Source organism: Pseudoxanthomonas composti, from assembly GCF_004122095.1.
Taxonomy (GTDB): domain Bacteria; phylum Pseudomonadota; class Gammaproteobacteria; order Xanthomonadales; family Xanthomonadaceae; genus Pseudoxanthomonas_A; species Pseudoxanthomonas_A composti.
The window spans coordinates 154453-178413 of sequence record NZ_SAWZ01000001.1; the positions used below are offsets into that span (position 1 = coordinate 154453).

General features: G+C 68.7%; 17 protein-coding genes and 2 tRNA genes. 8 read left to right on the forward strand and 11 right to left on the reverse strand.

Going from position 1 to position 23961, the window contains the following annotated elements:
- Positions 1-160 precede the first annotated feature (160 nt).
- Positions 161-505: an RcnB family protein gene (locus EPA99_RS00610; RefSeq protein ID WP_129469260.1), complete on the forward strand. Its 345-nt coding sequence runs from the start codon at positions 161-163 to the stop codon at positions 503-505.
- 186 nt (positions 506-691) lie between these two features.
- Positions 692-1330: a ribonuclease T gene (rnt, locus tag EPA99_RS00615; RefSeq protein WP_129469261.1), complete on the forward strand. Its 639-nt coding sequence runs from the start codon at positions 692-694 to the stop codon at positions 1328-1330.
- 48 nt (positions 1331-1378) lie between these two features.
- Here the strand turns inward: rnt and EPA99_RS00620 are convergent, their stop codons facing one another.
- The 4 genes from EPA99_RS00620 to rnr all read right to left on the reverse strand — a co-directional run bounded on the left by EPA99_RS00620 (position 1379) and on the right by rnr (position 8445).
- Positions 1379-4429 carry a ligand-binding sensor domain-containing diguanylate cyclase gene (locus EPA99_RS00620; RefSeq protein ID WP_129469262.1) on the reverse strand — a complete coding sequence of 1017 codons (3051 nt, stop codon included), beginning with the start codon at positions 4427-4429 and terminating at the stop codon, positions 1379-1381.
- A gap of 154 nt (positions 4430-4583) precedes the next feature.
- The gene (gene rlmB / locus EPA99_RS00625) at positions 4584-5330 is read right to left on the reverse strand and encodes a 23S rRNA (guanosine(2251)-2'-O)-methyltransferase RlmB (RefSeq protein WP_129469263.1); all 747 of its coding nucleotides are present in this window, start codon (positions 5328-5330) and stop codon (positions 4584-4586) included.
- Between the two features lie 129 nt (positions 5331-5459).
- Positions 5460-5909, reverse strand: coding sequence for a GFA family protein (locus EPA99_RS00630; protein ID WP_129469264.1), 450 nt, complete (start codon positions 5907-5909; stop codon positions 5460-5462).
- A gap of 16 nt (positions 5910-5925) precedes the next feature.
- Entirely contained in the window at positions 5926-8445 is a 2520-nt protein-coding gene (gene rnr, locus EPA99_RS00635; protein WP_425479143.1) for a ribonuclease R, read from the reverse strand.
- Positions 8446-8560: 115 nt separating this feature from the next.
- Between rnr and EPA99_RS00640 the strand changes: the two genes are divergently transcribed.
- From EPA99_RS00640 to EPA99_RS00660, 5 genes are all read left to right on the forward strand, one after another.
- A tRNA-Leu gene (locus EPA99_RS00640) sits at positions 8561-8645 on the forward strand.
- A 139-nt stretch (positions 8646-8784) separates the two neighbouring features.
- Positions 8785-8869: transfer RNA gene (locus EPA99_RS00645), tRNA-Leu, on the forward strand.
- A gap of 150 nt (positions 8870-9019) precedes the next feature.
- On the forward strand, positions 9020-10849 hold the full coding sequence (locus tag EPA99_RS00650) for an SLC13 family permease (protein ID WP_206733675.1): 1830 nt from the start codon (positions 9020-9022) through the stop codon (positions 10847-10849).
- A 269-nt stretch (positions 10850-11118) separates the two neighbouring features.
- A complete protein-coding gene (gene parC, locus EPA99_RS00655) occupies positions 11119-13365 on the forward strand; it encodes a DNA topoisomerase IV subunit A (RefSeq protein ID WP_129469266.1) in 2247 nt (748 codons plus the stop codon).
- A 66-nt stretch (positions 13366-13431) separates the two neighbouring features.
- Entirely contained in the window at positions 13432-14088 is a 657-nt protein-coding gene (locus EPA99_RS00660) for a thiopurine S-methyltransferase (protein WP_129469267.1), read from the forward strand.
- 265 nt (positions 14089-14353) lie between these two features.
- Here EPA99_RS00660 and bfr read toward each other — a convergent pair whose 3' ends face one another.
- Positions 14354-14836, reverse strand: coding sequence for a bacterioferritin (gene bfr, locus EPA99_RS00665; protein ID WP_129469268.1), 483 nt, complete (start codon positions 14834-14836; stop codon positions 14354-14356).
- 169 nt (positions 14837-15005) lie between these two features.
- Here bfr and EPA99_RS00670 point away from each other — a divergent pair, with 169 nt between their 5' ends.
- On the forward strand, positions 15006-17495 hold the full coding sequence (locus tag EPA99_RS00670) for a penicillin acylase family protein (RefSeq protein WP_129469269.1): 2490 nt from the start codon (positions 15006-15008) through the stop codon (positions 17493-17495).
- 376 nt (positions 17496-17871) lie between these two features.
- On the opposite strand, the gene asnB is transcribed toward EPA99_RS00670, so the two are convergent.
- The 6 genes from asnB to dapD form a co-directional block, all read right to left on the reverse strand.
- Positions 17872-19566: an asparagine synthase B gene (gene asnB, locus EPA99_RS00675; RefSeq protein ID WP_129469270.1), complete on the reverse strand. Its 1695-nt coding sequence runs from the start codon at positions 19564-19566 to the stop codon at positions 17872-17874.
- Between the two features lie 228 nt (positions 19567-19794).
- A complete protein-coding gene (gene dapE / locus EPA99_RS00680) occupies positions 19795-20922 on the reverse strand; it encodes a succinyl-diaminopimelate desuccinylase (RefSeq protein WP_129469271.1) in 1128 nt (375 codons plus the stop codon).
- 174 nt (positions 20923-21096) lie between these two features.
- Positions 21097-21555 carry a GNAT family N-acetyltransferase gene (locus tag EPA99_RS00685; RefSeq protein ID WP_129469272.1) on the reverse strand — a complete coding sequence of 153 codons (459 nt, stop codon included), beginning with the start codon at positions 21553-21555 and terminating at the stop codon, positions 21097-21099.
- Complete coding sequence (locus EPA99_RS00690; protein ID WP_129469273.1) at positions 21552-21911, reverse strand: arsenate reductase; 360 nt, start codon at positions 21909-21911, stop codon at positions 21552-21554. The genes EPA99_RS00685 and EPA99_RS00690 overlap by 4 nt, the downstream gene beginning before the upstream one ends.
- A 40-nt stretch (positions 21912-21951) precedes the next feature.
- Positions 21952-22932 carry a glycoside hydrolase family 43 protein gene (locus tag EPA99_RS00695; protein ID WP_206733657.1) on the reverse strand — a complete coding sequence of 327 codons (981 nt, stop codon included), beginning with the start codon at positions 22930-22932 and terminating at the stop codon, positions 21952-21954.
- Between the two features lie 175 nt (positions 22933-23107).
- Positions 23108-23947, reverse strand: coding sequence for a 2,3,4,5-tetrahydropyridine-2,6-dicarboxylate N-succinyltransferase (gene dapD, locus EPA99_RS00700; RefSeq protein ID WP_129469274.1), 840 nt, complete (start codon positions 23945-23947; stop codon positions 23108-23110).
- Positions 23948-23961: the final 14 nt, after the last annotated feature.

The window sequence follows — 23961 nt, forward strand, 5'->3', positions numbered from 1 at the left end:
ATGTCTTGCCAGGATGACGGCGGCATCACCTGACTGAATCGCAGCGCCAACGCGTCGCCAGGGCTGCGCCAGGCTCTCGCCCTATTCAGGTTTCTCCGCCTAGGGTGGTTTTGCGGACGTCATCGGGGCGTTCCGCAGCTGCTCACAGGAGACTTCCGCCATGAAACGCACCCGCGCGCTTGCGCTCTTGTTGGGTCTGACCATCAGCGGTTCTGCCCTGGCCGCGCCGCATGATCGTCATGACGACCATCGCCACGACCGCGACCGCCGCCACGCGCATCACGACAAGGGCCCTCATCGCGGACCGCCCGCGCACGCCCGGGCCTACGGGCACGACTACCATCGCGGCGACCGCTACCGTGGCGATGGCTACGTGGTGGACTACCGCCGCTACCACCTGGCGCCACCGCCGCGTGGCCACGAGTGGCGTCGCGATGGCGACAAGTACCTGATGGTGGCGGTGGCCACCGGCATCATCGCCAGCGTGATCGCCGCGACCAACTGAGTCCGGCGTTTCTGCGAACAGGCGCCGCATCCGCAGGGGTGCGGCGCTTTTTTTGTGGATGCCGTTTGCCCTGAGGGAGCGCCTTCAGCCGCGAAGAGGCTTTCCCGGTAAAGCCCCTTCGCGGCTGAAGCCGCTTCCACAGAATGCTTTCCAGGTTATTCGAGTTCGTCTGATACCCTGCGCGCCATGCAGAACACCCCCGCTTCCGAGGCCACCGCCGTGTCCGTCTCGCCCCTGGCCAAGCGCTTCCGCGGCTACCTGCCCGTCGTGGTGGACGTGGAGACCGGCGGCTTCGACTGGAACCGGCATGCGCTGCTGGAGATCGCGGTGGTGCCCATCGACCTGGACGAGCGCGGCCTGCTGGTGCCGGGCCAGACCTCCAGCGCACACCTGGAACCGGCGCCGGGCCTGGACATCGACCCCAAGTCGCTGGAGATCACCGGCATCCAGCTCGATCACCCCTTCCGCCTGGCCAAGCCGGAGAAAGAGGCCCTGGACCATGTCTTCGCCCCGGTCCGCGCGGCGGTGAAGAAGCACGGCTGCCAGCGCGCGATCCTGGTCGGGCACAACGCCCACTTCGACCTGAATTTCCTCAACGCCGCGGTGGCGCGCACGCAGCACAAGCGCAACCCCTTCCACCCTTTCAGCGTCTTCGACACGGTGACCCTGGCCGGCGTGGCCTACGGGCAGACGGTGCTGGCCCGCGCGGTGCAGGCCGCGGGCATGGAGTGGAACGCCAACGAGGCGCACTCGGCGGTCTACGACACCGAGCAGACCGCGCAGCTGTTCTGCACCATCGTCAACCAGTGGCCGCGGGCCAGCTGACCCAGGCACGCACGACGGCGGCGCACCTGCCCGGCAGCGGCGACCCGTTTACTCGAGCTCGACGCGGTCGCGCCCGCCGTGCTTGGCGCGATACAGCAGGCGGTCGGCGCGCTGGTAGAGGTCGTGTGGCTGCGCATCACCCGCGCGCAGCTGCACCAGGCCGGCGCTGAAGGTGATCCGCATCCCGGCCACCCCGCCCCAGCCCAGCTGCGCATGGAACAGCCGGCGCAGGCGTTCGCAGGCGCGGGCGGCCTGCTCCTGGGTGGTGTCGGTCAACACCAGGCAGAACTCCTCGCCACCGGTGCGCGCGGCCATGTCCGAGGCCCGCGAGGCCTGCAGCAGCAGGCGGCCGACCTGCTTGAGCACGGCGTCGCCCACGCTGTGCGAATACTGGTCGTTGACCTTCTTGAAGTGGTCCACGTCCAGCGCCACCAGGCACAGCGGCCGGTCGCTGCGCTGGGCACGGGCCATTTCCACGGACAGACGTTCTTCGAACGCGCGCCGGTTCGGCAGGCCGGTCAGGGCATCCTCGCGTGCCTGACGTTCGAAGGACTCGGACTGATGGCGCAGGCGCTCCAGCAGCGTGCTCTTTTCCTGGTCGGCCTGGCGCAACCGCTCGGCCTGGGCCTGCAGGTCCTGCGTGCGCGCGGTGACCACCCGCTCCAGCCGCTCGCTGCGGCGCGCGTAGCGGCCGACGCGATAGCGGTACATCGCAAACAGCAGCAGCCCGGCCAGCACCATGATGACGGCCTGCACGCTGCGGCGCTGCCACCACAGCGGCATGATGGAAAAGCGCAGGCGCGCTTCCTGCTCGCTCCAGCTTCCGTCCGGATGGGCCGCCGCCACGTGCAGGGTGTAGTCGCCGGGCGGCAGGCCGATGAACTCGACGCTGCGCAAGCGCCCACGCTCGATCCAGCCATCGTCCAGGCCTTCCAGCCAGGTGCGGTAGCGGGTGCGCTCGGGCAGCAGATAGCTCAGCCCCACGTAGTTCACCGTCAGCCGGTGCCCGCCTTCGATGCGCAGCCGGCCCGGGGTATCGCGCCAGGCCACCGGCAGCGAATCCAGCGTCACCGACTCGATCACCGAGGGCGGCGCGGGCCGGGACTGGAACCAGCGCAGCCGCGACGGATCCACCGTGGCCACCCCGCCGGCGGTGGCGAACCACAGGCTGCCATCGCGGCGCACCGCGACCCCGGGGCCGGAGCTGCCGTTGCCCTGCGCGTTGGCCATGCCGTCCATCTCGTTGTAACGCGTCACCTCGATGCGCGCCTGCACGCCATCGGCCACGCGCGTCAGTTCCGCTGGGTCCACCCGCAGCATGCCGCGGTTGCTGGTGATCCAGTCGTTGCCGGCGCGGTCTGCCACCAGCTGGAACACGGTATCGACCGGCAGGCCCTGCTCCAGGCCCACGCGCGCCAGCTTGCCGCCGCGCAGGCGGTACAGGCCGCGGTCGGTGGCGATCCACTGCGCATCGCCGATGCGGGTAAAACCGAACACCGAGCGTGCGCCGCCGATTTCGTCGAAGCGGTACTGGCTGAGCTTGCCCCCGCGCAGCACCTCGGCGCCTTCCAGCGTGCCCATCCACACTTCACCCTGTCCGGCCTGCACCGCGGTCATCAGCCCCTGCGGCATGCCGGGGACCTCGGGCACGTGTACGAGATCGTCCTGCACGTAGCGCACGCCATGCTGGGTTGCGACCCAGACGCGGTCCTGCTCGTCCACGCTGATGCCACGCAGCGTGCCTTCGGGGATGCCCTGGGCCGCCCGGAACCGGGTCACCGCCCCACTGCGCTCCAGGCGGTACAGCCCGTCGGCGTAGCTGCCGATCCACAACCTTCCCTTGCGGTCCAGCGCCAGGCTGAGCACCGAAGGCGGTTTGCCGGTGGAGGTCGGAAGCGGCACGTCGTGCAGCGCGCGCCGCGCGTCCAGGCGCTGCAGGCCGATGCTGGTGCCGATCCACAGATCGCCGTCCGGGTCCTCGATGACCGCGCGCACGTAGTCCGAATGCAACCCGTCGCGGGTGGTGGTGTTGGTGAACAGCGTCTCGCGCAGGCGTGCCAGGCCGCCGTTGATGCCGATCCAGATGCTGCCCTCGCGGTCCTCCTGCAGGCTCACCACGCGCCCCTGGGGCATGGCCTGGGCCGGGCTCAGGCGTTCGACGCCGTGGCGGCCGGCGCGCAGGACGCCGTTGTTCTCGGTGCCGATCCACAGCTCGCCATGGCGATCCTGCAGCAGCGCGGTCAGCCGGCCCATGCCCTCCAGGCGGTGCACCAGCACCGCGCGCTCGCCCTCCAGGCGGTAGATGCGGTCTTCGACCACCAGCCACAGCGTGCCGTCGCCGGCCAGGTAGGGCCAGGCGTAGCCGGGCGGCAGGCCGAGTTCATGGGAGGCGTTGTGCACGCGACCGTCGGTGTCGCGATACGCCGCCCCCTGCAGGGTGCCCACCCAGATGCGCTGACGCGCATCGATGGCGATGCGCATGTAGGTGTCGTTGAGCGGCGACTGCGGCGGTGGCGCCTGGTAGACGTAGTCGCCTTCAGGCGTCAGGTAGCCCAGGCCGCTGCCGTCGTACAGCAGCCATAGCCGGCCCTGCGCGTCCATCGCCATGCCCTGGATCAGCACATTGGGCACCTTGGCCGGACGCGGCCACACCTTGATCCGGCCATCGGGCGAATAGCGGCTGACATTGCCGCGCGAGTCGCTCAGCCACAGCGCGCCATGCGGGTCGACATACAGCGCGCCGACGCCGTTGTCGGCCAATGCAGGCTTGCTCTGGCGGTCGAACAGGGTGAAATCCAGGCCGTTGTAACGGGCCACGCCCTCCCAGGTGGCGAACCACAGATAGCCATCGCGGGTCTGGGCGATATCGCGGATGGAGTTATGCGGCAGGCCCTCACGCGAGGTCCACACGTCCAGCGCATAGTCGCGCAGCGGCGGCGAAGGGGGCTGCGCCGGCGCGGCTGCATGGGCCAGCTGGGCAGCGCCCGCCAGTGCCAACTGCAGCGCCAGCAGCAGGACCAGCAGGCCCAGGCGCAGGCGCGCGCCCACGGCCAAGCGCGCGGAGATCCGCCCGTCTCGAACCTGGCTCGAATACTGCATCCCCATTACGCCGATTCCCCAACCAGCACGCCGTCGCCCAGCCCCTGTCTAGTTCCGGGCGCGGCCGGGGCGGGTCTGGACGAGCGCGGACAGCGCCAGGCGCTGGCGGACGCGCCTGCCAAGCCGAGGGCGCGTCACCGGCACCGACGGTCGATCAGGACGCACGCTGGCGCACCGCTTCGAACAAGGTCACCCCGGCGGCGACGGAGACGTTGAGGCTTTCGATCTCACCGGGCATCGGGATCTTCACCAGGCCGTCGCAGTGCTCGCGGGTCAGCCGGCGCAGGCCGTCGGCCTCACCCCCCAGGACCAGGGCGACATTGCCCTTCAGGTCCAGCGCGTACAGCGACCCATCGGCCTCGCCGGCCAGGCCGTAAATCCACACGCCCTGCTTCTGCAGCTCGCGCAGGCAGCGCGCCAGGTTGGTCACGCTGACCACCGGCAGGCGATCGGCGGCGCCGGCCGAGGTCTTGCGCACGGTCGCATTGACCGGCGCGGACTTGTCCTTGGGGATCACCACGGCCGTGGCGCCGGCCGCGGCCGCGCTGCGCAGGCAGGCGCCGAGGTTGTGCGGGTCCTGGACGCCATCGAGCACCAGCAGCAGTGCCTTGCCTTCGGCCGCCTCCACCAGGCCGGCCAGTTCGGACTCATCCCAGGTCCGGGCCGCGGCGTAACGCGCGGCCACGCCCTGGTGACGGACCTGGCCGCCCACGCCATCCAGGGCCTGGGTATTGACGCGGCGCACGTCGATGCCCTTGCGGCGGGCGTTTTCCTCGATCTCGGTCAGCCGCGGGTTCTTGCTGCTGCCGTCGATCAGGACCTCGCGGACGTGGTCGGCATCGTTGTCGATGGAGGACGCCACGGCGTTGACGCCGACGATCCACTGGTTCTGTTTGCTCATGGGGGGGGAAGTCTTGGAAACTTGGGGCTGCGGGGGCAGGACTGCGGGCCTGGGCGCGCGGGACAGCGCGGCACCACACCATCGGCACGCGGGGCTCATCGCTGAAGCCACCCCGCGCGGCAGGCCTGGTCAGGTGTCGTGGTCGGGATGCTGGAAGGAGACCAGGCGGGAGCGGAACGCAAGGGAGGCGGCATCCTGCTCGAGGCGATGCTCGGGCACCGACGGCAGCGTGTCGGTGAACGGCAGCCGCCCCTCCAGGCCGTACTGGATGTGCGGGGGAAACAGCGCCGGCGTGTCGAACGCGCCAGCGGCCAGCGATACCCCATCGGGCGCCTCGTAGGTCAGCGGCGTGCCGCACTGGCTGCAGAAGCCGCGCTGCACCAGGTTGGAGGAGGCAAAGCGCGCGGGCTGCCCGCGCGTCCATTCCAGGGTGGCGCCCACGGTGGAGACCAGTGGCGCGTAGTACGCGCCAAAGGCCTTCTGGCACATCCGGCAATGGCAGATGGAGGCATCGTCCAGGGTGCCGCTGACGCGAAAACGCACCGCACCGCACTGACACCCGCCGCTGTACTCGCCCATGCTCGCCCTGCCCCGCTCAGTACTTGCGCTTTTTGCGCTTGGCCGGTGCCGCGCGCTGCGCTTGGTCGGTGTCGCTGAGCGCCGGGCCCTGCTCGCCGCGCTCTTCCACCAGCTTGAAGTCGATCTTGCGCTCCTCCAGGCTGGCCTTCATCACCACCACGCGCACGCGGTCGCCCAGGCGGAAGCTCAGGCCGCGGCGCTCGCCCGAGAGCGTCTTGCGGATCGGGTCGAAGTGGTAATAGTCGTGCGGCAGCTGGGTCACGTGGACCAAGCCGTTGACCTTGGACTGGTCCAGCTCCACGAACAAGCCGAAGCTGGTCACGCCACTGATCACGCCCTCGAACTTGCCGCCGACGTGCTGCTCCATCCACGCCGCCCGGTAGCGCTCGTCGACCTCGCGCTCGGCCTCGTCGGCGCGGCGCGCCCGCTCCGAACACTGCAGCGACAGCGCGGCCATCTCCCGCGGCGAGTACTGGAACTTCTCAACCTTGCCGCCGGTGAGCGCGTACTTGATCGCACGATGCACCAGCAGGTCGGGATAGCGCCGGATCGGCGAGGTGAAATGCGCGTAGGCGTCCAGCGCCAGGCCGAAATGACCGCCGTTGTCCGGCGTGTAGACCGCCAGGCTCTGGCTGCGCAGCACCACCGACTCCAGCAGCGCCACGTCCGGGCGCTCGCGGATCTTCTTCAGCAGGGCGGTGAAGTCGCGCGGGGCGACCTTGCTCCAGGGCGGCATCGACAGCTTGAACTCCTTGAGGAATTCCAGCAGGTCGGCGTACTTGGATTCCGGTGGGCGCTCATGGACGCGATACGGCGCCGGGATGCCCTTTTCCAGCAGGAAGCGCGCGGCCTGCACGTTGGCCGCGATCATGCATTCCTCGATCAGCTTGTGCGCATCGTTGCGCACCTGCATGCCGGCCTGGACCACCTCGCCGCGGTTGTCCAGCACGAAGCGCGTTTCGCTGGTCTCGAACTCGATCGCGCCGCGCCGCTCGCGCGCCTTGGACAGCAGGCCGTACAGCTCGTGCAGGCGCTTGACGTGCGGCAGCACGTCCGGGCCGATCTGCGCCTGCGCATTGGCATCGTCCTCGCCCACGGCCTTCCACACCTGGTCGTAGGTCAGGCGCGCGTGCGAGCGCATCACCGCCTCGTAGAACTTCGCGCCGGTGACCTCGCCGTTCTTGTCCACCTGCATGTCGCAGACGAAACACATCCGGTCGACCTTGGGGTTGAGCGAGCAGATGCCGTTGGAGATGGTCTCCGGCAGCATGGGCACCACGAAGCCGGGGAAATACACCGAAGTCGCGCGCTTCTGCGCTTCTTCGTCCAGCGGCGTGCCGGGGCGCACGTAGTGCGACACATCGGCGATGGCCACCACCAGGCGGTAGCCGGAGCGGTTGCTGATGCGCAGGCCCTTGCGGTTGGACTCGCAATAGACCGCATCGTCGAAGTCCTTCGAATCTCCCCCGTCGATGGTGACCAGCGGCAGGTCGCGCAGATCCACGCGGCCGCCGATCATCGAGGCAGTCACCTGCAACGGCACCGCCGCGGCCTCGTCCAGCACCTCCTGCGGGAACTCGTACGGCAGGTCGTGGCCGTGGATCGCCGTTTCCACCACCAGCGAGGGGGTGAGCTTGTCGCCCAGGACCGCGATCACCTTGCCGATGGGGTCGCGGCGCCCGTCGGGCGCGTGGGTCAGCTCGCACACGACCAGCTGGCCATCGTGCGCGTCGTTGCGCGCATCGGCAGGAATCAGCAGGTTGCGCTGGATGCGCTTGTCGTCGGGCACCACGAAGCTGACGCCGGCCTCCATCGAGAAGCGGCCGATCAGGCGGCTGACGCGACGCTCCAGCACCTCCACGATCGAGCCTTCCTTGCGCCCGCGCCGGTCCACGCCAGTGACATTGGCCAGCACGCGGTCGCCGTGCATCACCTTGCGCATCTCGAACGGCGGCAGGAACAGGTCGTCGCCGCCACCTTCAGGACGCAGGAAACCGAAGCCTTCCGGGTTGGCGATCACCGTGCCGGGCACCAGGTCCATCTGCGCGGCAGGCGCGAACCCGCCGCGGCGGTTCTGCAGCAGCTGGCCGTCGCGCACCATCGCACCCAGGCGCTTGGCCAGGGCTTCGTAACGGTCCGGCTCGGTCAGCTGCAGGCGCACGGCCAGCTCCTCGGCCAGCATCGGGCCTTCGGAGGCGGCCAGCAGCGCCAGGATCGCCTCGCGGCTGGCGATGGGCTGGGCATAGCGCTCGGCCTCGCGCGCGGCATGCGGGTCGGCCACCGTCGTGCCCTGGCCCAGCTTGGCCTGGATCTTCTCCATGGCGGCCAGCGCCTTGGGCGAAGGGGCCGCGGCGCGTGGCATCGGGGGTCCGCCGCCACGCCCGCCGCGGCGGGGAGGCGCTGGTGGCAACCAGCCCGGCGCCTCGCTGTCCTGCTCGAGCGTGGAATTGGGCGTCTTGGTCCTGTTGCTCCGGGAACCTGCCGACGCCTTGCCCGGCGAGGCTTTGCGCCCGCCGCCTTCGGTCTTTTTCGTCATCCGTGCATGGTACCGCGCCACCCGTGCCGGCGTCCGGTCCGGACCGGACGCAATGAAATAGTTGCGCGCAAGCGTTGACATTGCCGGAGGTGCATCGCACCATACGCGCCCCGTTGCCCAGGTGGCGGAATTGGTAGACGCACTAGTTTCAGGTACTAGCGGGTAAAACCGTGGAGGTTCGAGTCCTCTCCTGGGCACCAACGGGAAAGCTGAGAAGGCCTGCGCAAGCAGGCCTTTTTTGCGTCTGGCGTCCACGCGCGTCGATCGCCGCGCAGATGTAGATATTTTCGATGCCCATTGACGCCGCGTCGCGCAGCCCGCAGAATGCGCGCCCTGATTGCCCAGGTGGCGGAATTGGTAGACGCACTAGTTTCAGGTACTAGCGGGTAAAACCGTGGAGGTTCGAGTCCTCTCCTGGGCACCAAACACCTTGCAGCGATGCAAACCGAAAACCCCGCCAGCGCGGGGTTTTTTGTTTTTGCGCCCATCTGCCCGGCGCCGCGGCGCCTGCACGGCGCCCGCTGCGGCCGATGTGCGATAACCGTCTCCTGACTTCGCGCCGGATGTGCCAGCTTTGGAATACCAGCAGATCCTGTTCCTGGTGATCCTGACGATCACCCTGATCCTGTTCATCAGCGAAAAGCTGCGCGTGGACCTGATCGCCATGCTGTCGCTGATGGCCCTGACCCTGACCGGCATCCTCAGCCCGCGCGAGGCCTTGTCCGGGTTCTCCAGCGAACCGGCCATCATCGTCGCGGCGGTGTTCGTGCTCTCCGCGGGCCTGGCCGCCACCGGCATCACCGACCGCATCGGCCATGCCATTGCCCGCGCCGCCGGTGGCAGCGAGTGGCGCACGATCGCGGTGGTGATGCCGGCCACCGCCGCCCTGTCGGCCTTCTCGCACCACCTGATGGTCACCGCGATGATGCTGCCGATCCTGATGCGGCTGGCGCGCGAGCAGAAGCTGGCGGCCTCGCGGCTGCTGATGCCGATGTCGCTGGCGGCCTCGCTGGGCACCACCCTGACCCTGATCAGCGCCCCGGCCTTCCTGCTGGCCAACGACCTGCTCAAGCGCTCGGGCAACGAGGCCCTGGACCTGTTCGCCATCACCCCGATCGGCGCGGTGCTGGTGCTGCTGGGCGCGGTGTACATGCTGCTGGGCCGCTGGCTGGTGCCCAAGCGCACCGGCGAGGCCAGCAACGAGAGCTACCTGCGCCTGGAGCGCTACTACACCGAGCTGGTGGTGGATGAGGATTCGCCCTGGATCGGCAAGACCTACGGCGAGTTCCGCGCGCATTTCACCGACCGCCTGCAGGTGGTGGACTGGCTGCGCTACGGCATGCGCCGCCGCTATCAGCAGACCGACAGCCCCCTGCAACGCGGCGACGTGCTGCTGGTGCGGGCCGCGCCGGAGGAGATCGCCTCGATCAAGGACGAGCCCGGGCTGTCGCTGCACGCGGTGAGCAAGTACGGCGAAAAGCCGCGCGAGGGCGAAGCGCGCAAGACCGAGGTGCTCGGCGAGGAACAGCTGGTGCAGGCGGTGGTGGCGCCGAATTCTGAATTCCTCGGCCGCAGCGTGGCCAGCATCGACTTCCTGCATACCCTGGGGGTGGTGGTGGTCGGCCTGTGGCGCAAGGAAGGCTGGCTGCACGGCGAGCTGGCCGAGCTGACCCTGGAGGAAGGCGACCTGCTGGTCCTGTGGGGCCGCCAGCACACCTTCGAGAAGCTGTCCCAACACCACGGCTTCCTGATGCTGATGCCGTTCCAGGCCCAGCAGCGCACGCGCAGGCGCGCCCCGCTGTCGCTGGCCATCATGGTGGCCGCGGTGGCTGCGGCGGCGACCGAATGGCTGAGCCCGCAGATCGCCTTCCTCACCGGCGCGGTGGCGATGGTGCTGACCCGCTGCGTGAACATCGAGCGCGCCTACCAGGAGATCGACGTGCGCATCTTCGTGATGATCGCCGGCGTGATTCCGCTGGGCATCGCGATGGAAAAGACCGGCACCGCGGCCTGGTTCGCCCAGCTGCTGTCCGAGCACGCCCAGGGCTGGCAGCCGATGACCCTGCTGCTGGTGATGTTCACCGCCGCCGCGCTGCTGACCCAGATCCTGTCCGATGCGGCCACCACCGTGCTGCTGACGCCTATCGCCCTGTCCATGGCGCAGGCGCTGGGCCTGCCGCCGACGCCGTTCGTGATCTGCATCGCCATGGGCGCAGTGGCCTCGTTCCTGACCCCCATCGGCCACCACGGCAACCTGCTGATCCTCAACCCGGGCCAGTACACCTTCGGCGACTTCCTGCGCGTGGGCGCGCCGCTGACCGCCCTGATCGCCTACGCCACGGCCTGGATGGCGCGGCACCTGTGGCTGGGCGGGCCGTTGCTGCCGTTTGGCTGGGGCGCTTGAGGGCAGGAGCTTGAGGCCAGGAGTGAGCGCAGAGGAGTGAGGAGTGGGCGTGGGCGCCTGAAGCGCTCGTGGCAGCCACCGCCGAAGTGCTGGGAGGTGCTGTGGGAGCGGCTTCAGCCGCGAAGGAGCGTTCCCGAAAAGCCCCCAGCGCCCCAGCTGCTGCTTCTGCTTTCCCGCCTAACCCCCGGCCTCGCCTTCGCCCCCCATCGCAAGCGCTGCGACGGGCGGGAGGCTAAAATCGACCGGTTCACTGGAGATGTCGTACCCGCATGACCGACGAGACCATCCGCCCCACCTTCCACGGCTTCGAGCAGATCCCGCTGCGCGAGTACGCCGAGCGCGCCTACCTCGATTACTCGATGTACGTGGTGCTGGACCGCGCCCTGCCCTTCATCGGCGACGGCCTCAAGCCGGTGCAGCGCCGCATCATCTATTCGATGAGCGAGCTGGGGCTCAACGCCGCCTCCAAGCCGAAGAAGTCCGCGCGCACCGTGGGCGATGTCATCGGCAAGTACCACCCGCATGGCGATTCGGCCTGCTACGAGGCGCTGGTGCTGATGGCCCAGCCGTTCTCCTACCGCTATCCGCTGATCGATGGCCAGGGCAACTTCGGCTCCACGGACGACCCCAAGTCCTTCGCGGCCATGCGCTACACCGAGTCCAAGCTGACCCCCATCGCCGAGGTGCTGCTGGGCGAGCTGGGCCAGGGCACCACCGACTGGTCGCCCAATTTCGACGGCACCCTGGAGGAACCGACCTGGCTGCCGGCGCGCCTGCCGCACCTGCTGCTCAACGGCACCACCGGCATCGCCGTGGGCATGGCCACCGACGTGCCACCGCACAACCTCAATGAGATCGTCAGCGCGCTGATCCGCCTGATCGACGATCCGGACGCGACCGTGGCCGACCTGTGCGAACACGTGCGCGGCCCGGACTATCCGACCACCGCCGAGATCATCACCTCCCCGGCCGACCTGCGGCACATGTACGAGACCGGCAACGGCAGCGTCCGCGCGCGCGCGACCTTCACCAAGGAGCAGGCCAACATCGTGGTGACGGCCCTGCCCTACCAGGTCTCGCCCTCCAAGGTCATCGAGCAGATCGCCGCGCAGATGCGCGCCAAGAAGCTGCCCTGGCTGGAGGACATCCGCGACGAGTCCGACCATGAGAATCCGGTGCGCGTGGTGTTGATCCCCCGCTCCAATCGCGTCGATGCCGAGCAGCTGATGGGCCATCTGTTCGCCACCACCGACCTGGAGAAAAGCTACCGGGTCAACCTCAACATCATCGGCCTGGATGGCCGCCCGCAGGTCAAGCACCTCAAGGCGCTGCTGACCGAGTGGCTGGGCTTCCGCTACGACACGGTCACCCGCCGCCTCAAGCACCGGCTGGAGAAGGTCGAGCGTCGCCTGCACCTGTTGGAAGGCCTGCTGGTGGCCTTCCTCAACCTGGATGAAGTCATCCGCATCATCCGCACCGAGGACGAGCCCAAGCCCGCGCTGATCGCGCGCTTCAAGCTGTCCGAGGAACAGGCCGACTACATCCTGGAAACCCGCCTGCGCCAGCTGGCCCGCCTGGAAGAGATGAAGATCCGCGGCGAGCAGGACGAGCTGGCCAAGGAACGCGAGCGCCTGATCGCCACCCTGGACTCCAAGACCAAGCTGAAGAAGCTGGTCAAGGACGAGCTGCTGGCCGATGCCAAGAAGTTCGGCGACGAGCGGCGCTCGCCGCTGGTCTCGCGCCAGGCCGCCCAGGCGCTGGACGAGACCGAGCTGGTCGCCAGCGAGGCGATGACCGTGGTGGTCTCGGAGAAAGGTTGGGTGCGCGCGGCCAAGGGCGGCGATATCGATACCGCCAAGCTGTCCTACCGCGACGGCGATGGCTTGCTGGCCGCGGTACGCGCGCGCAGCAACCACCAGGTCGCGTTCCTGGACTCCACCGGCCGCGCGTATTCGACCGCGGTGCACACCCTGCCCTCGGCGCGCGGCAACGGCGAGCCGCTGACCGGGCGCTTCTCGCCCACGGCCGGCGCCTCGTTCCAGGCGCTGGCGTCGGGCGAGAACGACACCCGCTTCGTGCTGGCCACCAGCCATGGCTACGGCTTCGTGACCCGCTTCGAGAACCTGACCAGCCGCAACAAGGCCGGCAAGGCCATGCTCAACCTCACGCCCAATGCCAAGGTGCTGCAACCGGCGCTGCTGGCCAATGCCGCCAGCGACCGCATCGTGGCCGTCACCAGCGCCGGCAACCTGCTGGCGATTGCCGCCAGCGACCTGCCCGAGCTGGACAAGGGCAAGGGCAACAAGCTCATCGACATCCCCAAGGCCAAGCTGGCCACCGAGCGAGTGGTGGCCATCGCCGCCATCGCCCCGGGCGGCACGCTGGCCATCCACAGCGGCGCGCGGACCATGACGCTGTCGTTCAAGGATCTGGATGTGTACACAGGCACCCGCGCTACCCGCGGGATGCTGCTGCCGCGCGGCTGGCAGAAGGTGGACGGGCTGGAGGTCCAGTAAGCCAGCCCGTGCATGTGTGGGCATCGGCGCCACCGACCTGATCGCGTTGCCCCAGGAGGCGCTGTGATGCAACCGGAGTTCTGGCACAAGAAGTGGCAAGCCAACCAGATCGGCTTTCACCAGGACAAGGTGCTGCCGCTGCTGCAGCGGCACTGGGCGTCGCTGGCGCTGCCCGCTGGAAGCCGCGTGTTCGTGCCGCTGTGCGGCAAGTCGCTGGACCTGGCGTGGCTGGCGGCGCAGGGCCACCGGGTGCTGGGGGTGGAACTGTCGCCGCTGGCGGTGGAGCAGTTCTTCGCCGAACACCGCCTCACGCCGCAGGTCCACAGGACCCGATACGGCCTGCATCACGTGGCCGGCAATCTGGAGCTGATCTGCGGCGATGCCTTCGGCCTGGATGCCGCATTGCTGGCCGACTGCGCCGGAGTCTACGACCGGGCGGCCCTGATCGCCCTGCCCGAGGCGATGCGCCAGCGCTATGCCCGGGAGCTGTATGGCGCGCTGCCCGCGCACTGCCGCGGGCTGTTGCTGACGCTGGAATACCCACAGTCGCAGAAGGCCGGCCCGCCTTTTTCCGTGGTGGCCGATGAGGTCCACGCGCTATTCGATGCTCACTGGCAGATCGAGCCGCTGGAGCGTCGGGACATCCTCGCCCAGGAGCCCCGGTTTTCGGCCGAGGGTGTCACTGCGCTGGACACTGTGGTGTATCGGCTGGCGCGGCGCTGACGGTCGCGCGTGAAAAAAAGGTCCTCTCAGAAATATTGTGGGAGCGGCTTCAGCCGCGAAGGGGCTTTACCGGGAAAGCCCCTTCGCGGCTAATGGCCCGAGGCCACCTGGAGCCGCTCCCACAACTCTCTCCCGCGGTCTTTCCGGCAGCTCATTTCCGGCAAGCCACCTGGAAAAAAAGAAAAACGCGACGCCTTGCGACGTCGCGTTTTTTTTTACCACTCGGCCAGGCCGACACACGGCATGGCTCGATCGGCGACCCGGCTCAGCCCGGCGTCTTGCCGTCGATCTTGGACAGCTGGTAGTTCTCCAGGCCGATCCGCTTGATCAGGCCCAGCTGCTGCTCCAGCCACCAGGCATGATCCTCTTCGGTATCGCGCAGCTGGGCCAGCAACATGTCGCGGCTGACGTAGTCCTTGTGCGATTCGCACAGCTTCATGGCATTGGCCAGGTCGGCGCGGACCTTGTACTCCACGGCCAGGTCGGCCTCGAGCATCTCCACCACGGTCCTGCCCGGGGTGAATGCATGCGGGCGCATGTCCGGGTCGCCTTCCAGGAACAGGATGCGGCGCAGGATGGCATCGGCGTGCTCGGTCTCCTCCTCCATTTCATGACCGATGCGCTGGTACAGCGCCATCAGGCCCTGGTCCTCGTAGCGGCGCGAATGCAGGAAGTACTGATCGCGGGCCGCCAGCTCGCCGCGCAGCAGCTCGATCAGGCAGGCGACGACTTCGGGATGACCTTTCATGGGCGGACTCGCATGGAGAAACTGCGCGCATGGTGACCGATCGGCCGGCGCCGTGTTTTAAACGGAATCACTTTCAGTTGCACTGTCAACCGCGGCGGCCGCCCATCGCTGCCACACGCAGGCCATTGGCGCCGAATAGAATCAGGCCTCCTTTGCCCGGCGCCTGACGATGCTCAAGTGGACGCGGCGCCTGCTGGGCGCCTGCCTGATTCTGGTGGTGCTCGCCGCCCTGTCGGTGTGGTGGCTGCTCAAGGCGAGCCTGCCCACGCTGGAGGGGGACCTGCCGCTGGCGGGACTGTCCGCGCCGGTCAGCGTGCAGCGCGACGCACTTGGCGTGGTCACCATCGAGGCCGGCAACGAGGCCGACATGGCGCGCGCACTGGGCTACGTGCACGCGCAGGAACGCTACTTCGAGATGGACCTGATGCGTCGGACCTCGGCCGGTGAACTGGCCGAGCTGTTCGGGCCGGTCGCGGTGGACGTGGACCGCCGCAACCGCCTGCATCGCATGCGCGCGCGGGTGGAGGCGCACCTGGACGCCTTTGCCGGCCCGCATCGGGACGCGCTGCGCGCCTATACCGAGGGCGTCAACGCCGGCTTGCAGGCCCTGCGTGTGCGGCCCTGGCCGTATCTGCTGCTGCGCCAGGCGCCGCGGCCCTGGAGCGAGGCCGATTCGGCCCTGACCGGCTACGCGATGTATTTCGATCTGCAGGACGCGGGCAATCGACGCGAGCTGCAACTTGCCCAGCTGCGCGCGCGCATGCCCGATGCGCTGTATCGCCTGCTGACCCATCCGGGCAGCAGTTGGGACGCGCCGCTGCTGGGCGAGGCCTTCGGCGATGCCGCGCTGCCCACCGCCACGGAGTTGGACATGCGGCGAATGATCGAGGCGCCCGCGCAGACGGTGAAGCCCGGTGCATCCGCCCGCGTGAGGCCGCCAGCTTCACGTGCGGTCACGACCGCTTCCGCCGCCCAGACCCCGGCCGCTGGCAGACCGCCCGCGGCAGAGGAATCCGCACCAGGGAGCAACAACTTCGCCGTGGCCGGCCGCCTGAGCGCCACCGGCAGCGCCATCGTCGCAGACGACATGCACCTGGCCCTGCGCGCGCCCAACCTGTGGTTCCGTGCCCGCCTGCGCTACGCCGATCCGCAGGCGGCGGGCGGCCAGGTGGATGTTGGCGGCTTCACCCTGCCCGGCCTGCCGGCGGTGATCGTCGGCAGCAATGGTCACGTGGCCTGGGGCTTCACCAACGCCTATGTCGACACCGCCGACTGGTTCGCGGTGGCGCCGTGCCGCGACGGTGGCCGAGCGCCCTGCGATGCCGTCCAGCGGCACCGCGAGCGCATCCTGGTCGCCGGTGCCGCGCCGGTGGACCTGGAGATCGTCGACACCGCCTACGGCCCGGTGCGGGAACCGGCCGCCGAGCAGCCGGCACTGTCACTGCGCTGGGTCGCGCACCTGCCCGGCGCGCTGAACCTGGGCCTGATGGAGTTCCCGCGCGCTGGCGACCTGCCGCAGCTGCTGGGGATTGCCGATCACACCGCCACGCCCGCACAGAACCTGGTTGCCGGCGATGCCCGCGGGCACATCGCCTGGCGCGTGCTCGGCGCGCTGCCGCAGCGCGAGGGCGCCTGCAACACCCAGACCCTGATCGAGCCGCTGGCGCCCCAGGGTGAGCGCTGCGCCCCCTGGGGCTTCAGCCTGGCGCGCGCGCCGCAGCTGCTGGATCCGGACAACGGACGCCTGTGGACCGCCAATGCGCGCGTGGTCGATCGCGATGGACTGACGCAGGTCGGCGATGCCGGCTACGCCCTGGGGGCGCGTGCCAGGCAGATCCGTGATGACCTGCTCCAACGCGAGCGCTTCGACGAGCAGCAGCTGCTGGCAATCCAGCTGGACGACCGCGCGGTGTTCCTGCAGCGCTGGTGGGCGCTGCTGCAGCAGGAGGCGGCGCAGCCCGGCAGCCAGGCGCTGGCCCAGCTGGCGCAGGCCGCGCACCGCTGGAGCGGCCAGGCCAGCATCGACTCGGTGAGCTACCGGCTGGTGCGCGAATGGCGCGACGCGGTGCATGCGCGCGTGCTGGACGGCTTCATGGCCGCGGCCGACGTCCAACTGGACACGCCCCTGTCCGCGCCGCAGCTGGAAGGCGTGGTGTGGCCGCTGCTGCAGCAGCGCCCGGCGCATCTGCTGCCCGCGCGCGAGGCCTGCGGTAGCGAGCCGACGCCCGCCTGCGATGCGCGCGCCGGCTGGCATGCGCTGCTGGAAGCGGCCGCGCGCGAGGTGACCGAGGGCCGTCCTGCCGCCGCACTCGGCAAGCGCAGCTGGGGCCAGCGTAACACCGCCGTGATCTGCCACCCGCTGGCCGCCGCCCTGCCCGGCATCCTGCGCCCGCACCTGTGCATGCCGGCCGAACCGCTGCCCGGCGACATCCACATGCCGCGCGTGCAGGGGCCGAGCTTCGGTGCCTCGCAGCGCATGGTGGTCTCGCCTGGGCATGAGGCCGCCGGGCTGATCCACATGCCCGGCGGCCAGAGCGGGCACCCGCTGTCGCCCTTCTGGGGCGCCGGCCACGAGGACTGGGTGCATGGGCGTCCCACGCCGTTTCTGCCTGGTGCCAGCGTCTATACGTTGACCCTGCGGCCTGCTGCTGGGGATTGATGCGGCGCTTTGGTTCGGCCTGGCGTGGCCGGACGTGCTGGCTCCTCGGCGAGGGGTGGATGGAAAAGCGCCATCCACCCTACGGGGTTGCTGGCTTGTCTCTTGGCGAGGGGTGGATGGAGAGCGCCATCCACCCTGCGGGCTCGCTGGCTTGTCCCTTGGCGACGGTGGATGGAAGAGCGCCATCCACCCTACTGGCGTAGGGTGGACAATGCGAAGCTTGTCCACCAGCGCCTGCAGCGACGGGACGCGATGGGCGTCTCCCTAAGCCAGGGCGCCAGGCGGACGCCTAACCATTGAAGCCAGGAGGGCCGCCGAATCATCGGCGGTCCGCCTGCGCCGTCGCCCCGGGCGCGTGACGTCACCCGCCATCGAACTACGAGGCGATGGCCTGCGCGTGCACGCCGGCCACGGCACGGCCGGAGGGGTCTGCGGCATTGGCGAAGCTGGCATCCCAGGCGATGGCCGCCGGCGAGGAGCAGGCGATGGACTTGCCGCCCGGCACGGTCTCGGCCGCGGCCGGCGTCGGGAAGGCCTGCTCGAACAGCGTGCGATAGAAATAGGCTTCCTTGGTCAGCGGCGGGTTCACCGGGAAGCGCTTGCCCGCCGCGGCCAGCTCGCGATCGCTGACCTGCGCCTCGGCATGGGCCTTGAGGCCGTCGATCCAGCCATATCCCACGCCATCGCTGAACTGCTCCTTCTGCCGCCACAGGATGGACTCGGGCAGATAACCTTCGAACGCTTCGCGCAGCACCGACTTCTCGATGCGCTTGCGACCATCGGCACCGACGGTGATCATCTTGTGCGAGGCATCCATGCGCATGGCCACGTCCATGAACTCCCGGTCCAGGAACGGCACGCGCGGCTCCACGCCCCAGGCCATCATCGACTTGTTGGCGCGCAGGCAGTCGTAGTTGTACAGCGCGTCCAGCTTGCGGATCAGCTCCTCGTGGAACTCGCGCGCGTTGGGCGCCTTGTGGAAGTACAGGTAGCCGCCAAAGATCTCATCGCTGCCCTCGCCGCTGAGCACCATCTTCACCCCCATCGCCTTGATCCGGCGCGCCAGCAGGAACATCGGCGTGGAGGCGCGGATGGTGGTGACGTCGTAGGTTTCGATGTGCTTGATCACCTCCGGCAAGGCGTCCAGGCCCTCCTCAAAGGTGTACTCGAAGCCGTGGTGCACGGTACCCAGCGCTTCACCGGCGATGGCCGCGGCGGCCAGGTCGGGCGAACCCTTCAGGCCGATGGCGAAGGAATGCAGGCGCGGCCACCAGGCCTCGGTCCTGTCGCCGTCCTCGATACGGTGGCGCGCATAACGCGCGGCCACGGCGGCCACCAATGAAGAATCCAGGCCACCGGACAGCAGCACGCCGTAGGGCACGTCGGTCATCAGCTGGCGATGCACGGCGGCCTCGAAGGCCTCGCGCAGCTCCTGCCTGGACACCTCCACCCCCTCGACCGCCGCGTAGTCGCGCCAGGGACGCTTGTAGTACTGGGTCAGCTCGCCGGTGGCGGTGTCGTACCAGTGGCCCGGCGGAAACTGCGCCACATCGGCGCAATGCTCGGCCAGCGACTTCATCTCCGAGGCCACGCGCAGGCGGCCTTCGCGGTCGTGGCCCCAGTACAACGGGCACACGCCCATGGTGTCGCGGGCGATGATCGCCCGGCCGCCGGCCTTGTCCCACAGTGCGAAGGCGAAGATGCCGTTGAGGCGGTTGAGCCAGGATTCGATGCCGTCCTGGCGATACAGCGCATTGATGACCTCGCAGTCCGAACCGGTCTGGAAGGCGTAGGGCTGCTGCAGCTCGGCCTTGAGCTCGCGATGGTTGTAGATCTCGCCATTGACCGCCAGCGCCAGGCTGCCGTCCTCGCTCAGCAGCGGCTGCGAGCCGCCGGCCGGATCGACGATGGCCAGGCGCTCGTGCACCAGAATCGCGCCGTCATCGACGTACACCCCGCTCCAGTCCGGGCCGCGATGGCGCTGGCGCTGCGAGCACTCCAGCGCCTGGCGACGCAGCGCGCCAAGATCGTCGCCCGGTTGCAGGCCGAAGATGCCAAAGATCGAACACATGGAAAAACTCCTGGAGAAAGTGGCGGTGAGCTGGCGAAAAAAAACCCGCATCTTGCGATGCGGGTTTTCTGGTTCCTTGGCTGTTCCGTTCTTTGCCTAGTCGCAGACCCGCATCGGCCGCGCACGATTGTTCGCGCGCAGATTGTTGCGGTCGTTGTTGTTCACGAGGTTGGCGCGGCTGGACAGCATGGGGCGAACTTAACCCGGGCCTTTGCGGCGGCGCAACTGTTACGCGAGCAACCGTTGGATCAGTGCGAGGTACAGCGCTGGCAGTCGCTCGAGATCGGCCACGCGCACGTGCTCATCGACCTGGTGGATGCTGGCATTGACCGGACCGACCTCGATGCACTGCGCACCCAGCGGCGCGATGAAGCGGGCATCGGAGGTGCCGCCGCCGGTGCTTTCTTCCGGCGGCGCGCCGGCGAACTGTCCCAACACCTCGCGGGCGACGCTGCGCAACGTGCCTTCCGGCGTGTAGAACGGCTCGCCGCTGCGGTGCCAATTCAAGGTGTACTCCAGGCCGTGACGGTCCAGCAGCGCGGCGATTTCCGCCTCCAGCTTCGGCGCATCCCAGTGCGGGTTGTAGCGCAGGTTGAACAGCACCTGCAGCTCGCCGGGGATCACGTTGCTGGCGCCGGTGCCGGCCTGCAGGTTGGAGACCTGCAAGCTGGTGGGCGGGAAGCTTTCATAGCCATCGTCCCAGTGCCGCGCGGTCAACTCGGCCAGGGCCGCGGCGGCCTGGTGGATCGGATTGCGCGCCTTGTGCGGATAGGCCACATGCCCCTGCACGCCCTTGACCACCAGCGTGCCGGTCAGGCTGCCGCGACGTCCCACGCGCAGCAGGTCGCCCAGCGTCTCGGTGGAAGACGGCTCGCCGGTGATGCACCAGTCGATGCGCTGGCCGCGCTCGCCGAACAGCCTGGCCACGTGGCGCACGCCGTCGATGGCATCGCCTTCCTCATCGCTGGTCAGCAGCACGGCCAGCGTGCCGGGGTGACCGGGATGGGCGGCCACGTATTGCTCGGCGGCCACGACGAAGGCGGCCACGCTGCCCTTCATGTCGGCGCTGCCACGGCCATAGAGCACGCCCTGGCGCACCTCCGGCGCGAACGGATCGCTGCTCCACGCCTGGCGCGGGCCGGGCGGCACCACGTCAGTGTGGCCGAGCAGCACCAGCACCGGCGCGCCGCTGCCATGGGTGGCCCACAGGTTGTCGACCTGGCCCAGGCGCAGGTGCTCGCAGGCGAAGCCCGCGGCCTGCAGGCGCGCGGCGATCAGCGCCTGGCAGCCGGCGTCCTCGGGAGTGACCGATGGGCGGGCGATCAGGTCGCAGGCAAGTTCAAGAACGTCGGACATGCAGGGAGACCGTTGGAAGACAAGAAAGGGGGGCGGCGCTGGCGACATTGCTGCGCCATCCTCCGGCGGCGGTTTCAGCCGCGCGCACGCCGGGCGGCAGCGGCAGTGTACGAGCGGCAACGCTGGAATCCGAGCCTGTGCCTGGCCCACCGGGCCCGCGTGCCGACGGCCATGTCAATCCAGCGCCCCGGCCCAGCGCATGCACTGCACACGTACCGCAAACGTCTCGTTTCCGGGCATGCGTCCGCGCTGCATCCCGGTTTCGATGAAGCCGCAGGCGCGGTAGAAGGCAAGCGCCGCCGCATTTCCTTCAAGCAGCTCCAGGGCCAGCCCCGCGGGCTGTGCGGCTTGCACCGCGGCCACCAGCGCTTGGCCAATACCGCGTCGACGCGCGGAGGGATCCACGTACAGCCAGGCCAGCTCGGACCCGTCATCGGCGACGAAGCCGAGCACCTGGCCGTCGGACTCGGCCACCTGCACCCGGTAATCGAACAAACCTTCGCGCTCGGCCGCGATCGGCAATGGCAGGAATGCATCGGGCATCCCTGCTGCCTGCAGCTCTTCCATCCGCGCCGCATCGTGGATCGCGCAGAGCCGCTCCCAGTCTTCGGCCCGATATGGGCGAATGTTCACGCCTGACCGAAGCGCTTCTTGAAGCCATTGTCCGAGAACCCCTGGCTCAGCACGCCGTCCTCGGTGATGACCAGCGGGCGCTTGATCAGCTGCGGATACTCGCGTAGCAGCAGCTTCCACTCGGCCTGCGAGCCGGGCGCCTTCTTGTTCTCCGGCAGCTGCCGCCAGGTGGTGGAGGACTTGTTGACCAGCGTCTCGAAGCCGCCGGCCTTGTCGGCCCACTCCACCAGGGTTTCCGGCGTGGGCTTGTGGTCGCGGTAATCGACGAAGGTGTAGGCGACACCGAACCGGTCCAGCCACTTGCTGGCCTTCTTGCAGGTGTCGCAGTTCTTCAATCCGTAGAGCGTGGTGGTCATGTGCGTTCTCGAAAGCCGATGCTTGCGAGGACGCCGGTGTTCACGGCAGCGGATGCGCCTTGACGCCCTCGTGGGTGATCTTCACCGGCAGGATATGGCCCTGCGCGTCGAAGGTCATGTGTTCGATGGAGGTCACCCGGTGATCGCGGGTGTTGTCCCCCAGCGGGCGACGATGGTAGACGATGTACCAGCTGTCGTCCGGCGTGTGGATGACCGAATGGTGGCCGGCGCCGCGGGCGATCTTGTCGTCCTGCTGCAGGATCTTGCCGATGCGCTTGAAAGGACCGGTCGGCGCATCGCCGATGGCGTAGGCCACCGCGTAGTCCGGGCCGGTCCAGCCGCCCTCGGACCACATGTAGTAGTACTTGCCGTTGCGCTTGAACATCAGCGAGCCTTCCACGTACTCCGGCGCCGGCGTGATCTCCTTGAACAGCGTGCCGTCGGCCATGGGCACCACGGCGGTGAAATCGTCCTTCAGCTTGACGATGTTGGCGTGCTTCCAGCCGCCGTAAATCATGTACCAGGTGCCGTCGTCGTCCTTGAACACGAACTGGTCGATCGGCTGGGCGCCGTTGTGGAACTTGCCCACCAGTGGCTTGCCGATCAGGTCGCGGTAGGGACCTTCTGGTTTGTCGGCCACCGCCACGCCGATGCCGCCGAACTCCTCATCGCTCTGGATGTCGTTGGCGCCGAAGAAGAAGTAGTACTTGCCCTTGTTCTCCACCACCGCCGGGGCCCACATGGCCTTCTTGGCCCAGGGCACGGCGGCGTTGGTGAGCACGCCAGGATGCTTGGTCCAGTTCACCAGGTCCTTGGACGAGAACGCATCGAACACGGTCTGGTCCTCGTAGGCGGCCGAGGTGGTCGGGAAGATCCAGTAGGTGTTGTCGAACACCGCCGCCTCGGGGTCGGCGTACCAGCCTGGAAACACCGGGTTGCCTGCCTGCACCGGCGCACTGGCCAGCCCCAGGGACAGGAACACCGCACCGGCCACGGCCGTCACCGCACGCATCGCCTTCATCCGACTCTCCTCCCAACGTGAGGCCCGATCCTAAAACGATTTAAACCGGGAGGGAAAGACGCGCTGCGCAAAACGCCGCGCAAGCACCAGCGCGTTTCGGGGCGCGCCGGATGGCAAGACGCCGGCGCTTCCTGGGGAAGGCCGGCGTCGAAGGTCGCTTCAGAAGAGGCGGCGCTCAGTCGGCCAGGCCGCGCAGCAGCTCGTTGACGCTGGTCTTGGCGCGGGTCTTCTCGTCGACCTGCTTGACGATGATGGCCGCATACAGCGAGTGCGAGCCGTCCTTGGCCGGCAGCGAGCCGGAGACCACCACGCTGCCCGGCGGCACGTAGCCGTAAGAGATCTCGCCGGTGGCGCGGTTGAAGATGCGGGTGGACTGGCTGAGGAACACGCCCATGCCGATCACGCTGTGGTGGCCGACCACCACGCCCTCCACCACCTCGGCGCGGGCGCCGATGAAGCAGTGGTCCTCGATGATCGTGGGCGCGGCCTGCAGCGGCTCAAGCACGCCGCCGATGCCGGCCCCGCCGGACAGGTGGCAGTGCTTGCCGATCTGCGCGCAGGAGCCCACCGTGGCCCACGTATCGACCATGGTGCCCTCGCCCACGTAGGCGCCGATGTTGGTGAAGCTCGGCATCAGCACCACGTCCTTGCCGAAGTAGGTGCCGCGACGGGCCACCGCGCCGGGCACCACGCGCACGCCGCCAGCGCGGAACCTGTCGGCGTCGTAGCCGGCGAAGCGGGCCTCGACCTTGTCCCAGAACGGCGCCGGCTGCGCGTCGATCACCGCCATGTCGTTGACGCGGAAGTACAGCAGCACCGCCTTCTTCAACCACTCGTTGACCTGCCAGCCGCCCTCGGCCTTGGGTTCGGCCACGCGCAGGGTGCCCGCCTCCAGGCCATCGATGGCCGCGTAGACGGCCGGGCGCACCTGGTTCTGGATCTCGTCCTGGCCAAGTTCGGCGCGGCGCTCGAACGCGCTTTCGATAAGGGACTTCAGCTCGGGGGTTGCGGACATGGGGGGGTTCCTGC